The 12,803-nt window shown below is 70.6% G+C and carries 14 protein-coding genes and 1 pseudogene; 3 read left to right on the top strand and 12 right to left on the bottom strand.

Going from position 1 to position 12,803, the window contains the following annotated elements:
• Nucleotides 1-36: 36 nt before the first annotated feature.
• Nucleotides 37-1,965, bottom strand: a complete 1,929-nt coding sequence (locus ACF1GV_RS27695; protein ID WP_391685674.1) for an AMP-dependent synthetase/ligase — start codon at nt 1,963-1,965, stop codon at nt 37-39.
• 418 nt (nt 1,966-2,383) lie between these two features.
• Here ACF1GV_RS27695 and ACF1GV_RS27690 point away from each other — a divergent pair.
• Nucleotides 2,384-2,592: pseudogene (locus ACF1GV_RS27690) on the top strand (SDR family oxidoreductase); the annotation flags it as partial.
• Nucleotides 2,592-3,461, top strand: coding sequence for a MaoC family dehydratase (locus tag ACF1GV_RS27685; protein WP_391685672.1), 870 nt, complete (start codon nt 2,592-2,594; stop codon nt 3,459-3,461). The pseudogene ACF1GV_RS27690 and the gene ACF1GV_RS27685, both read left to right, overlap by 1 nt.
• 35 nt (nt 3,462-3,496) lie before the next feature.
• Here ACF1GV_RS27685 and ACF1GV_RS27680 read toward each other — a convergent pair whose 3' ends face one another.
• The 11 genes from ACF1GV_RS27680 to ACF1GV_RS27630 all read right to left on the bottom strand — a co-directional run bounded on the left by ACF1GV_RS27680 (nt 3,497) and on the right by ACF1GV_RS27630 (nt 12,312).
• Nucleotides 3,497-4,147, bottom strand: coding sequence for a TetR/AcrR family transcriptional regulator (locus ACF1GV_RS27680; protein ID WP_391685670.1), 651 nt, complete (start codon nt 4,145-4,147; stop codon nt 3,497-3,499).
• An 80-nt stretch (nt 4,148-4,227) separates the two neighbouring features.
• On the bottom strand, nt 4,228-5,535 hold the full coding sequence (locus tag ACF1GV_RS27675) for a dicarboxylate/amino acid:cation symporter (RefSeq protein WP_391685668.1): 1,308 nt from the start codon (nt 5,533-5,535) through the stop codon (nt 4,228-4,230).
• 62 nt (nt 5,536-5,597) lie between these two features.
• On the bottom strand, nt 5,598-5,699 hold the full coding sequence (locus tag ACF1GV_RS27670) for a putative leader peptide (RefSeq protein ID WP_363268919.1): 102 nt from the start codon (nt 5,697-5,699) through the stop codon (nt 5,598-5,600).
• A 131-nt stretch (nt 5,700-5,830) separates the two neighbouring features.
• A complete protein-coding gene (locus tag ACF1GV_RS27665; protein WP_391685665.1) occupies nt 5,831-6,142 on the bottom strand; it encodes a DUF4229 domain-containing protein in 312 nt (103 codons plus the stop codon).
• A gap of 86 nt (nt 6,143-6,228) precedes the next feature.
• Complete coding sequence (locus ACF1GV_RS27660; RefSeq protein ID WP_391685663.1) at nt 6,229-6,753, bottom strand: GNAT family N-acetyltransferase; 525 nt, start codon at nt 6,751-6,753, stop codon at nt 6,229-6,231.
• 16 nt (nt 6,754-6,769) lie between these two features.
• On the bottom strand, nt 6,770-7,417 hold the full coding sequence (locus tag ACF1GV_RS27655) for a UdgX family uracil-DNA binding protein (protein ID WP_391685661.1): 648 nt from the start codon (nt 7,415-7,417) through the stop codon (nt 6,770-6,772).
• Nucleotides 7,418-7,518: 101 nt separating this feature from the next.
• Nucleotides 7,519-8,682: an aminofutalosine synthase MqnE gene (mqnE, locus tag ACF1GV_RS27650; protein ID WP_391685659.1), complete on the bottom strand. Its 1,164-nt coding sequence runs from the start codon at nt 8,680-8,682 to the stop codon at nt 7,519-7,521.
• A gap of 38 nt (nt 8,683-8,720) precedes the next feature.
• Complete coding sequence (locus tag ACF1GV_RS27645) at nt 8,721-9,176, bottom strand: Lrp/AsnC family transcriptional regulator (protein ID WP_363268924.1); 456 nt, start codon at nt 9,174-9,176, stop codon at nt 8,721-8,723.
• Nucleotides 9,177-9,234: 58 nt separating this feature from the next.
• Nucleotides 9,235-9,903 (bottom strand): UbiX family flavin prenyltransferase, encoded by a 669-nt coding sequence (locus ACF1GV_RS27640; protein WP_363268925.1) that lies wholly within the window; start codon nt 9,901-9,903, stop codon nt 9,235-9,237.
• Nucleotides 9,904-9,955: 52 nt separating this feature from the next.
• On the bottom strand, nt 9,956-10,858 hold the full coding sequence (gene mqnP, locus ACF1GV_RS27635) for a menaquinone biosynthesis prenyltransferase MqnP (RefSeq protein ID WP_391685656.1): 903 nt from the start codon (nt 10,856-10,858) through the stop codon (nt 9,956-9,958).
• The gene (locus ACF1GV_RS27630) at nt 10,855-12,312 is read right to left on the bottom strand and encodes a menaquinone biosynthesis decarboxylase (RefSeq protein ID WP_391685654.1); all 1,458 of its coding nucleotides are present in this window, start codon (nt 12,310-12,312) and stop codon (nt 10,855-10,857) included. The genes mqnP and ACF1GV_RS27630 overlap by 4 nt, the downstream gene beginning before the upstream one ends.
• An 87-nt stretch (nt 12,313-12,399) precedes the next feature.
• Between ACF1GV_RS27630 and ACF1GV_RS27625 the strand changes: the two genes are divergently transcribed.
• Entirely contained in the window at nt 12,400-12,798 is a 399-nt protein-coding gene (locus ACF1GV_RS27625) for a PLD nuclease N-terminal domain-containing protein (protein WP_391685652.1), read from the top strand.
• Nucleotides 12,799-12,803: the final 5 nt, after the last annotated feature.

Here is a 12,803-nt window from a genome sequence, read left to right as displayed (position 1 = left end):
GGGGCGGGCAAGGGTCCCGGCCGCCCGGAAAGCCGCTCACCCGCGCTCGGCGTACAGGTCCTCCACGACGTCCGCGAACTCGCTCAGGATCGTCTCGCGGCGCAGTTTCATCGACGGGGTGAGGTGGCCGGCCTCCTCGGTGAAGTCCACCGGCAGGACGGCGAAGCGGCGGATGGACTCGGGGCGGGAGACCATCCGGTTGGCCTCGTCGAGCGCGCGTTGCAGCAGGGCGTACAGCTCGCCGTCGCCGATGAGGAGCTCGGCCGGGACGGGGTGCTTGCCGTTCATCCGGCGCCAGTGGCTGACGCCGTCCATGTCGAGGGTGATCAGCGCCGAGACGTAGGGGCGGCCGTCGCCGACCAGCATGACCTGGGAGATCAGCGGGTGGGCGCGCAGCCAGTTCTCCAGGGGCGCCGGGGCCACGCTCTTGCCGCCGGCCGTGATCAGCAGCTCCTTCTTGCGGCCGGTGATCGTCAGGTACCCCTCGTCGTCCAGTTCCCCGAGGTCGCCGGTGGCCAGCCAGCCGTCCTGTGCGGCCGGGACCACGCCACCGGCCGCCGGGTCCCAGTAGCCGCGCAGCACATGGTCGCCGGCGACCAGGATCTCGCCGTCGGCGGCGATCCGGACGCGGGTGCCCGGCAGGGGCCAGCCGACCGTGCCCAGGCGCGGCTTGAGCGGCGGCGTCACCGTCGTCGCGCCGGTCGTCTCGGTCAGTCCGTAGCCCTCGAAGATCTCGATGCCGGCGCCCGCGTAGAAGGCGGCGAGGCGCTGCCCGAGCGGGGAGCCGCCGCAGATCGCGTACCGCACCCGGCCGCCCATCGCCTGCCGGATCTTGCGGTAGACCAGCGGGTCGTACAGCGCGCGCCCCGCCTTCAGCGCCGTCGTCGGGCCGCTGCCGTTGCCCGTCTGACGGTCCTCGACCGCCTCGCCGTAGCGCCGGGCCACCGCCACCGCCCGGTCGAAGGCGGACAGCTTGCCGCCCGACTCGGCCTTGGCGCGGGCGGAGTTGAAGACCTTCTCCAACATGTAGGGGATGGTCAGCAGACAGGTGGGCCTGAAGGCCGCCAGGTCGGGCAGCAGTTCGTCCGGCTTCAGGCTGGGGGTGTGGCCGAGGCGGACCCGGGCGCGTATGCAGGCGATCGCCACCATGCGGCCGAAGACGTGCGACATCGGCAGGAACAGCAGCACCGACGGCTCGTCCTCGCTCTTCGCCCGGAAGACCGGGTAGAGCAGTTCGATCGCGTTGTCGACCTCGGCGAAGAAGTTGCCGTGGCTGAGCGCGCAGCCCTTGGGGCGGCCGGTGGTGCCGGAGGTGTAGATGAGGGTGGCGAGGGTGTCCGGCCCGAGCATGCCGCGCCGTACGTCCACCTCCTGGTCGGGCACGTGCGCGGCGCCGACCTCGGCGAGCTGCTCCACATGGCCCTTCTCCATGACCCACACATGCCGCAGGTCCGGCAGCCGGTCCCGCTCGGGGCCGATCGCCGCGGCCTGCGCGACGGTCTCGGTGACCAGGGTGACCGCGCCGGAGTCCTGAAGGATCCAGCGGGTCTGGAAGGGCGAGGAAGTGGGGTAGACCGGAACGGTGACCAGGCCGGCCGCCCAGGCGGCGAAGTCGAGCAGGGTCCACTCGTACGTCGTGCGCGCCATGATCGCGATGCGGTCGCCCGGCATCAGGCCTTCGGCGAGCAGCCCCTTCGCCACGGCCTGCACCTCGGCGGCGAAGGCGGCCGCCGTCACGTCCGTCCAGTGGCCGGAGGGGGTGCGGCGGCTGAGCACCACCGCGTCGGGCGCGGCGTCGGCGTTGTCGAAGGGCAGGTCGGCGAGCGAGCCGTGGCGGACGGGCTGGGCGAGGGCGGGGACGTACGCCTCACGCACCGCACCGCCCAGCCGCTTTGTCTCCGGCGCGACCAGGACGGGGCCCCGGGGAGCGGCGTAGTCGGCGGAGGTGGGGTACGGCGTGGACACGGGCGGCTCCTGGTGCGTGCAGCAGCGGCACTGCTGCTGCAAGACGTACGTGCCTCGCCCGGCGGGGCGTTCACCGGCGGCGGCGTCGTCGGCGGACGGTCACCGGCGGTTGGGCAGGGGAATCGTACGGGGCCCCTGTGGGGGGCTTGTGCGGGTTCGGAGGGGGTCCGGGGCCGGGGCTGTGCAGCGTCGGGAACCGTGTGAGAGGGGCTCACGTAGCCCAGGTCACACGGCCGTTGGCGCGTCTGCGGCCAGGCAGGGGTGCCCGGTGGTGGCGCCGGATCCGGTGGCGCGTCAGGGGCTCGTCTCGATGGGATCCTCCCGCGTGACATAGACTTACCGCCAGTAACCTTACTTCAGAGTAAGAACTTGGACGAGGAGACGTCTCCCCATGGCCGACCGCTGTCTGAGCCTCACCGCCACCGCGCCCGGCGCTTCGAGACGGCGATGACGGCCGCGATCCCGCTGTTCATCCGCGAGGCGGGGCGCCGTAGGAACTCCCTCGCCCAGGGCGGGCTGCCCGTCGACGTCGCCGAGACCACCGCCTGGCTCGCCCACCCGGCCTCCGGCGCCGTCAACGGGCAGGTCGTGCGGGTGTGCGGCGGACAGAGCCTGCTGGGGGCGTGATGCGCGAGAAGACCCTCACCCGGACGCCGGCCCTCGCGCCCCTGCTGGCGCGCGGCGCGCTGCTGTCCCCGCTGAAGCGGCCGCACCCGGACGCGGCCGTCCCCGCCGGCCGGCTGCTCCTGCCCGGCCTGCGCGTCGACCTCGCGCGCCTGACCGCCTACGAGCGGGTGTGCGGCTTCGCCGGCGCGGACGCCCTGCCGATCACCTATCCGCACCTCCTCGGCTTCCCCCTCGCCCTGCGCCTGATGAGCGCCCTTGACTTCCCGCTGCCGCTGCCGGGCCTAATCCACACGTCGATCGAGATCACCCGGCCCACGGCACTCGCCGCCACGGGGACGTACGACGTGGGGGTGCGCGTCGAGCGGCTCGCACCGCACCGGCGCGGCACCGAGGCGGTCGTGGTCACCGAACTGCGGGACGGCGAGGCCGTCGTATGGGAGTCGACGAGCTGGTATCTGGCGCGGCACCGGACGACGGCGGCCGCCGCCGGGAGGACCGCGGACACCTCGGAGCCGCCCGTGGCCGACGAGCCGCCCGTGGTCGACGAGTGGCGCCTCGGCTCGGACCTCGGCCGCCGCTACGGTGCCGTCTCCGGCGACCGCAACCCCATCCACCTGCATCCGCTCACCGCCCGGCTGTTCGGCTTCCCGCGGGCCATCGCGCACGGCATGTGGAGCGTGGCGCGCTGCCTGGCCGCGCACGGTGTGCCCGAAGCGGCCTTCGTCCGGGCGGAGTTCCGGGCGCCGGTACTGCTGCCGGGCACGGTGCGCTACGCGCAGGACGGCGAGGGACGGTTCGCGCTGCGCGGCGGCGAGAAGGTGCATCTGACGGGGCTCGCCGTCCCGCTCGGCTCACGCGGGCGGGAGTGACGCCGCGACTCACGCGGATGTGACCGGGCCCCGGTTCACGCCGGCGGGGGTGACCAGCGGCGTCCCGCCATGAGGTTGCCGAGGCCCGACCAGGCGAAGTTCATCAGGGTCGCCGCCGACTGCCGGGCCGAGACGCCGTCGGTGGCGTTGCCCCAGGCGGCGAGGGACTCGGCGGCGCCGACCAGGGCCTCGGCCAGCCCGGCGACCTCACGCTCGGCCAGGTCGGGATTGTGGTGGGCGTCCCGGGCGGCGACCAGGATCAGCCGGGTCACGAAGGCGACGAGTTCCGCACGCAGCGCGGCGACCTCGGCGGCGAACGGCTCGCCGTGCGTGCGGGCCTGGAGATGCAGCACCGCCCACGCCTCCGGGTGTTGCGCGGTGTGCGTGAAGAACGCCAGCAGCCCGTCCCACAGTTGGCGGTCGACGGGCGAGGCCGGGTCGACGGCGGCGCGGACGGCCTCGGTGAGCGCGGCGGCCTCACGGCGGATGACAGCCGTGAAGAGGTCCTCCTTGGAGTGCAGGTACAGGTACACCAACGGCTTGGAGACACCGGCGAGTTCGGCGATGTCGTCCATGGAAGCGGCCATGTAGCCGCGCCGGCCGAAGATGCGCACGGCCGCGTCCAGCATCTGCCGCTCACGGACCGCCCGGGGCATCCGCTTGGTCTTCACCGCACCCGAATCCATGCACACCAGCGTACGGGCCGGGCATACCGAGGGGCGGCGGGAATCGTCCCGCCGCCCTCTGTGCCCGGGGTGTTGCCGCGTCAGGCCGCCGCGGTCACCGGCTCCGGCCGGTGCTCCGGCTCGTCCACCGGGGAGGCGCCGCCCACCGCGTCGTAGGCCGTGCGGTCCAGGAGGTTCTCCCGGGCCGCGACGATGACCGGGACCAGGGCCTGGCCGGCCACGTTGGTGGCGGTGCGCATCATGTCCAGGATCGGGTCGATCGCCAGGAGCAGGCCGACGCCCTCCATCGGCAGGCCCAGCGTGGACAGGGTCAGCGTCAGCATGACCGTCGCACCGGTGAGGCCCGCGGTGGCGGCGGAGCCCACCACGGAGACGAACGCGATCAGCAGATAGTCGCCCACGTTGAGCTGGATGCCGAAGATCTGCGCGACGAAGATCGCGGCGATCGCCGGGTAGATCGCGGCGCAGCCGTCCATCTTGGTGGTCGCGCCGAACGGCACCGCGAAGGAGGCGTACTCCTTCGGCACGCCGAGCCGCTCGGTCACCTTCTGCGTCACCGGCATGGTGCCGACCGAGGAGCGGGAGACGAACGCCAGCTGGATCGCGGGCCAGGCGCCCTTGAAGAACTGCAGCGGGTTGGCCTTGGCGACGGTCGCCAGCAGCGTCGGGTAGACGACGAAGAGGACGATCGCGCAGCCGACGTAGATGTCGGCGGTGAAGGTGGCGTACTTGCCGATCAGGTCCCAGCCGTAGGTGGCGATGGCGTTGCCGATGAGGCCGACGGTGCCGAGCGGGGCGAGCCGGATGACCCACCACAGCGCCTTCTGCAGCAGCTCCAGCACGGACTCGCTGAGGGTGAGGATCGGCTGGGCCTTCTCACCGAGCTGGAGCGCGGCGATACCGGCGACGGCCGCCATGAAGACGATCTGCAGCACGTTCAGCTCGGTGAACGGCGTGATCACGTCGGTCGGGATGATGCCGGTGAGGAAGTCCAGCCAGGAGCCGGTGTGCTTGGGCTTGCCGCCGTCCGCCGGGGTGAGACCCGTGCCGGCGCCGGGGTGGGTGAGCAGGCCGATGGCCAGGCCGATGCTCACCGCGATCAGCGAGGTGATCATGAACCACAGAAGGGTGCGGGACGCCAGGCGCGCCGCGTTGTTCACCTTCCGCAGGTTGGTGATCGAGACGAGGATGGCGAAGAAGACGAGCGGGGCGACGGCGAGCTTCAGCAGGCCGATGAAGGTGTCGCCGATCTTCTCCAGGGTGGTCACCAGCCAGGACACGTCCTGGCTGCGGGCGATCCAGCCGAGCAGGACGCCCAGGACGAGGCCGGCGACTATCTGGGCCCAGAAGGGCAGCTTGAAGGACTTCGTGTGCGAGGACACGGACATGCTCCGTTGTGACGCGTAGGGGCTGACGTGGACGGGGGGTCGCGAGACGGGGTCGCGAGACGTCAGGGGCGACAGATCCCGGACGCGCACCGGCAGAGATCCACGTGCAGGCGCGCCACGAGCAGAAGGCTCGGGAACTGAGGAGACGCGGCTGCTGACTTCACCCTAAGACGTTAACACTTGAACTTTGGGAAGCTCAAAGCCTTGCTTTGAGAGGCCGGACACCACATCCACCCATACAACGCAAAGCGCCCCGGCGACCGAGGTCACCGGGGCGCTCTGGGCGCTGGAGGCTTTACGACGGCTGGCCCTGCGCGCGGGCGGCGTCGTCGGCGACGTCCTCCTGGCTCTGGTTCGCCTTGAGGTTCGCCTGCATGTTCGCGCGCATGCGGTCGACCTTGGGAGCGATCTTCCGCGCCGCCCGGTCCCGCTCCCCGCGCAGCACGACGAAGCTGATAGGCGCGGAGATCACCAGCGCGAGCAGGACGACCCACATGCCGTTGGACGAGCCGAGGCCGCGCGGCACGACGCCGGAGTAGACGAGACCCCAGACGACCACGAGGCAGCCCACGAAGATCCCGAGGCGCATCAGCGTGTAGCGGAGCATCTCAATCCACTCTTCCGAATCCAAACAGGGCAGTCTCCAGTGAAGCACGCCCCCGTACCGATCACGGAAGGGGGTGGGGCCGCGCCTCAGAGCAGCGGCAGCAGCATGGTGATGTCGTCCCGGTCGTCCCCCGGCGCCACCCGGATCGCCCCGGGCGCCCGGCCGACCTCCTTGTACCCGCAGGAGGCGTAGAACCGCTCCAGACCGAGGCCGCCCCGGCAGGTCAGCCGGATCGCCTCGATGCCCTCGAAGCCGCGTGCCGCGTCCGCCGCGGCCGCCAGCAGGTCACGGCCGTAACCCCGGCCCTGGTGGCGCGGGTGCACCATCACCGTGTACAGCCACACCCAGTGCGTCATCAGCCGGTGGCTGTTGAAGGAGAAGAACGCGGTCGCGGCCACCCGCCCCTGCTCGTCGTGCCCGGTCAGCAGCCGGGTCCGCCCCTCGGCCATGCCCACGAAGTGCCGCACCAGCTCCGGCCGGATGGTCTCCCGCGTCACCGGCGCCACGAAGCCGACGGCCCCGCCGGCGTTGGAGACGTCCGTCCACAGATCGAGGATGCCGTCGCGCAGACCGGCGTCGACGGAGGGGTCCAAGGTGAAAGTAAGGGGCATTGCGTCATCGTATCTATTACGACAGGACGCGAGCCGCCGTCTTGAGATCCGAGACGAGCCCCTGGTACGCCGACTCCCGGTCGTCCGCGCGCAGCACCGACGACGGATGCACGGTCGGCACCAGCCGCTCGCCGCGCCCGTGGATCTCCCGCTCCAGCACCGTTCCGCGCACCTCGGTGACCCGGAACGACGACCCGAGCAGCGCCTTGCCCGCGGTGGCCCCCAGCACCACGATCAGCTCCGGCTCCACGACCGCCAGCTCGGCGGCGAGCCACGGCCCGCACGCCGTCATCTCCTTGAGGTTCGGCGCCTTGTGGATCCGCCGCTTGCGCGGTTCGGCCTGGGTGAACTTGAAGTGCTTGACGGCGTTGGTGACGTACGCCTCCGCCGGATCGATCCCGGCCTCCGCGAGGGCTCGGTCCAGCAACTTCCCGGCCGGCCCGACGAACGGCTTCCCCTGCCGGTCCTCCTGATCCCCGGGCTGCTCCCCGACAAGCATCACGCGCGCGTGCGCATCCCCGGCGCCGAAGACGGTCTGGGTGGCATCCCGGTGCAGCGGACAGCCCCGGCAGCCGGCGGCGGCTTTGCGCAGGGCCGGGAGTCCGCCGCGCTCGGGAACGAAGGGAGCGGCGTCGTACTGGTCTTCGGGTGCCTTCGTGGGCATGCGCCCCGAGTACCCACCCAGGGGCGCGGGACCCTTTCCATAGGCGGCTCCGCCGCGCGGGCGCGATCAGCCCCCACCACCCGCACCGAAGAGCGAACCGATCAAACCCTCATCGGCTGAGGCGACTCCCGACGCGCGGCATCGGGCCCCTCGTACTCCCGCAGGACCTCGTACCGAGTGTTCCGCTCCACCGGCCGGAATCCCGCGTCCCGGATCAGCTCCAGCAGATCCTCACGCGTCAGCTTGTTCGGCGTACCGAAGTTGTCCGCATCGTGCGTGATCTTGTACTCGACGACCGATCCGTCCATGTCGTCCGCACCGTGCTGAAGCGCCAGCTGGGCCGTCTGCACACCGTGCATCACCCAGAACACCTTGACGTGCGGCACGTTGTCGAACAGCAGCCGCGAGACGGCGAACGTCTTCAGCGCCTCGGCCCCGGTCGCCATCTGCGTCCGCGCCTGGAGCCGGTTGCGGACCTTGCCGTCCTTCATGTCCACGAAGTCGTGCTGGTAACGCAGCGGGATGAAGACCTGGAAACCGCCGGTCTCGTCCTGCAGCTCACGCAGCCGCAGCACATGGTCCACACGGTGCCGCGGCTCCTCGATGTGGCCGTACAGCATGGTGCACGGGGTCTTCAGACCCTTCTCGTGCGCCAGCCGGTGGATGCGGGACCAGTCCTCCCAGTGGGTCCTGTGGTCCACGATGTGCTGCCGGACCTCCCAGTCGAAGATCTCGGCGCCACCACCGGTGAGGGACTCGAGCCCGGCGTCGATCAGCTCGTCGAGGATCTCGGAGGCGCTCAGCCCCGAGATCGTCTCGAAGTGATGGATCTCCGTGGCCGTGAACGCCTTCAGCGACACGTTCGGCAGCGCGGCCTTCAGCTCCCGCAGCGAGCGCGGGTAGTAGCGCCACGGCAGGTTGGGGTGCAGCCCGTTGACGATGTGCAGCTCGGTGAGGTTCTCCGACTCCATCGCCTTGGCGAGCTTGACGGCCTCCTCGATGCGCATCGTGTACGCGTCCTTCTCGCCCGGCTTGCGCTGGAACGAGCAGTACGCACACGAGGCCGTGCACACGTTGGTCATGTTCAGGTGCCGGTTGACGTTGAAGTGGACGACGTCACCGTTCTTCCGCGTCCGCACCTCGTGCGCCAGACCGCCCAGCCAGGCCAGGTCGTCCGACTCGTACAGCGCGATGCCGTCCTCGCGGGTCAGCCGCTCACCGGAGCGGACCTTCTCCTCCAGCTCGCGCTTGAGCCCGACGTCCATGCCAACACCTTTCTCCGACAGCACCGCCAACGGTATCCCTAGACCTCTTCGGGAAGCTCCCCGACCCGGTTCTCCCACTTCGTGGACAGCACGATGGTGGTACGGGTGCGGGAGACGCCCCTGGTCCCGGACAGCCGCCGGATGATCTTCTCCAGGCCGTCGACGTCGGTCGCGCGCGCCTTGAGCATGTAGGAGTCGTCGCCGGCGATGAACCAGCAGTCCTCGATCTCCGGCAGGTCCTTCAGCCGGCGCGCCACGTCCTCGTGGTCGGCGGCGTCGGACAGCGAGATGCCGATCAGCGCCGTGACCCCGAGACCGAGCGAGGCCGCGTCGACGGTGGCCCGGTAACCGGTGATCACACCGGCCGCCTCCAGCCGGTTGATGCGGTCCGTGACGCTGGGGCCCGACAGGCCGACGAGGCGCCCCAGCTCCGCGTAGGAGGCCCGGCCGTTCTCCCTCAGGGCCTGGATGAGCTGCCTGTCCACCGCGTCCATGCGATTGAAAGCCTTCCGCTGAAGAGTTCTGGGAGTGAGTGCAAGTGGCTCGTGCCGGTCAGCCGGTCCCGCCGCGGAGTTCGCCCTTCCAGCGGCGGTAGAGATCGTGGGGGACGCCCGCGGCGTCGAGGACGCGCCCGGCGACGAAGTCCACCAGGTCCTGGATGTGTGTCGCCCCCGCATAGAACGCCGGCGAGGCGGGCACCACGCTCGCGCCCGCGTCGTCCAGAGCCACCAGGTGCCGCAGCGTCTGACCGTTCAAGGGGGTCTCCCGTACGGCCACGACCAGCGTCCGGCGCTCCTTCAGTGTGACGCTCGCCGCCCGCTGGAGCAGATCCTTCGACAGCCCGAGCGCCACACCGGCGACACAGGCGGTGGAGGCCGGCACGATCAGCATGCCCTTGACGGGATACGACCCCGACGACGGCCCCGCGGCCAGGTCGCCGGCGCTCCAGTACCGCACGTCCGAGACGTCCACGGCGAAGCTGTCCGGCTTGCCGTCGGCGCCCCGCGCCAGCCACTGCGTGAGGTCGTCCCGCCAGTGCGCGTCCCGGAAGGAGATGCCGGTCTCGTCGAGCAGCGTGAGCCGCGAGGCCCGGCTGACCACCAGGTCGACGCTCTCCCCGGCGGCGATCAGCGCCCGCAGCACGGCAGCCGCGTACGGCGTCCCGGATGCCCCGGACACCCCCACGATCCAAGGCGCGCGCTGCGATTTCCCTGCGTTCACATCTTGAGCGTACCGGTGAACGGAGCGATGTTCCGGACCGGTACCGATCGTGCTAGACGGTGAGCCCCCGCACGAGCAGGTCGAGCAGTGCGCACACGAACAGCGCGATGCCGATGAAGCCGTTCACCTGGAAGAACGCCCTGTTCAGGCGGGTGAGGTCATGGGGGCGGACGATCGTGTGCTCGTAGACGAAGGCGGCGGCCACGATCAGCAGGCCCAGCCAGAAGAAGGCACCCGCGTGCGTGACCACCGCGTACCAGGCGAAGAGGGCGGTGGTCACGGTGTGACAGGCCCGCGCGCCCCAGATGGCTCCCGGGATGCCGAAGCGGGCCGGGACCGACATCACGCCGATCTCACGGTCCGTCTCGACGTCCTGGCAGGCGTAGATCAGGTCGAAGCCGCCGATCCAGACACCGACCGCGAGACCGAGGATGACCGCCGTCCACGACCACTCGCCGCTGATCGCCAGCCAGCCGCCGATCGGGCCCATCGCCTGGGCCAGACCCAGGATGGCCTGCGGGAAGTTCGTGAACCGCTTGCCATAGGGGTAGACCACCATCGGGATCACCGCGACGGGCGCCAGCGCCAGGCACAGCGGGTTCAGCAGCGCGGCCGCGCCCAGGAAGACCACCAGGGCGACCAGCGCGCCGGTCCACGCGTGGCGGACGGACATCGCGCCCGTGACCAGTTCGCGGTGCGCCGTGCGCGGGTTCCGCGCGTCGATCTCACGGTCGATGATCCGGTTGACGGCCATCGCGAAGGTGCGCAGGCCGATCATGCAGACGGTGACCAGCAGCAGCCGGCCCCAGTGGATGTTCCGGTCCCACTCGTACATCGCCGTCAGGGACGCGATGTAGGCGAACGGCAGGGCGAAGACCGAGTGCTCGATCATCACCAGGCGCAGGAACGCTTTCGTGCGTCCCGGCTGAGGGATCGCGGCGGACGCGCTGCTCACAGGCCGTACTCCTTCCAGCGGCGGTCCACCAGAGCCGCCGTCGCGGGGTCGGACTCGACCATGTCCGGCCAGCCGCCGTCGCGCGTGTAGCCCTCCTCGGGCCACTTCCTCGTGGCGTCGATGCCTGCCTTGCCTCCCCAGAACTGCTGGTAGGAGGCGTGGTCGAGGTGGTCGACGGGACCTTCCACGACCGTGAGGTCACGGGCGTAGTCGGTGTTGCCGAGGGCGCGCCAGGCGACCTCGTGCAGGTCGTGCACGTCGCAGTCGGCGTCGACGACGACGATCAGCTTGGTCAGGGACATCATGTGCGCCCCCCAGATCGCGTGCATCACCTTCTGCGCGTGCTTGGGGTACTTCTTGTCGATCGAGACGATCGCGCAGTTGTGGAAGCCGCCGGCCTCGGGCAGGTGGTAGTCCACGATGTCCGGGACGATGATCTTCAGCAGGGGCAGGAAGAACCGCTCCGTGGCCCTGCCCAGCGGACCGTCCTCCGTCGGCGGACGCCCGACGACGATCGACTGGAGCAGCGGGCGCCTGCGCATCGTCACGCAGTCGATCGTCAGGGCGGGGAAGGGCTCCTGCGGCGTGTAGAAGCCGGTGTGGTCGCCGAAGGGGCCCTCCGGGAGCATCTCGCCCGGCTCCAGCCAGCCCTCCAGCACCACCTCGGCCTGCGCCGGCACCTGGAGCGGGACCGTCTTGCAGTCCACCATCTCGATCCGCTTGCCCGCGACGAACCCGGCGAAGAGGTACTCGTCGATGTCACCGGGGAGCGGGGCCGTGGAGGCGTACGTCACGGCCGGCGGACAGCCGAAGGCGATCGCGACGGGCAGCCGCTCGCCGCGCCGGGCGGCCACCTGGTAGTGGTTGCGGCTATCCTTGTGGATCTGCCAGTGCATGCCGATGGTCCGCCGGTCGTGCCGCTGCAGGCGGTACAGACCGAGGTTGCGGACACCCGACTCGGGGTCCTTGGTGTGGGTCAGACCCAGGTTGAAGAAGGAGCCGCCGTCCTTGGGCCAGGTGAACAGCGCGGGCAGCTGCTCCAGGTCCACGTCGTCGCCGGTGAGGACGACCTCCTGGACCGGGGCGTGGTCGGACTTCACCTTCTTCGGCGGGACGTGCGTCATCGCGCCGAGCTTGCCGAACGCCTCGCGCACGCCGACGAACCCGTGCGGCAGCTCGGGCTTCAGCAGGCCGCCGATCCGCTCCGAGATCTCCGCGTACGACTTCAGGCCGAGCGCCTTCAGCAGCCGGCGGTCGGTGCCGAAGACGTTCATCGCCAGGGGCATGGAGGACCCCTTCACGTTCTCGAAGAGGAGGGCGGGGCCACCGGCCTTGTTCACCCGGTCGACGATCTCCCCGACCTCCAGGTACGGGTCCACCTCGGCCTTGATGCGCTTGAGGTCGCCCTCGCGCTCCAGCGCCCTGAGCAGGGAGCGAAGATCGTCGTAAGCCATGCGTCCCAGTATCCGGCACGGGCTACTCTGAGCCCGTCACCGGGGCCCGTCGTGCCCCCTCGCCGTCTGCTGGGGGATCTCCCGTCCATGCTCAGGTATCTGCCGTTCCTGCTGGTGCTGGCGCTGTGGATCTACGCGTTCATCGACTGCCTGAACACGCCCGAGGAGGAGGTGCGGGGGCTGCCGAAGGTGGTGTGGGTGCTCGTCATCCTGCTCTTCGGCGAGGTGCTCGTCGGCCCGATCGCCTGGCTGGTGGCCGGGAAGCAGCGGGGGCCGCGGCCGCCGGGCGGCTCCACCCCCTCGGAATGGCACCGCGGGCACCGCACCGAATGGGTCGCCCCCGACGACAACCCCGAGTTCCTCAAGTCGCTGAAGGAAGAGAACAAGAAGGACGAGTCCCTGCTCAAGGAGTGGGAGGCCGACCTGCGCCGCCGTGAGGACGAACTGCGCCGCAAGGAGCGCGGCGAGGACCCCGCGGCGGACTGAGTTCA

It is taken from the genome of Streptomyces sp. NPDC014006 (assembly GCF_043088925.1).
Lineage (GTDB): Bacteria > Actinomycetota > Actinomycetes > Streptomycetales > Streptomycetaceae > Streptomyces.
Note: the sequence above shows the minus strand (reverse complement) of the source record. Positions and strands in the feature narration are given on the sequence as shown.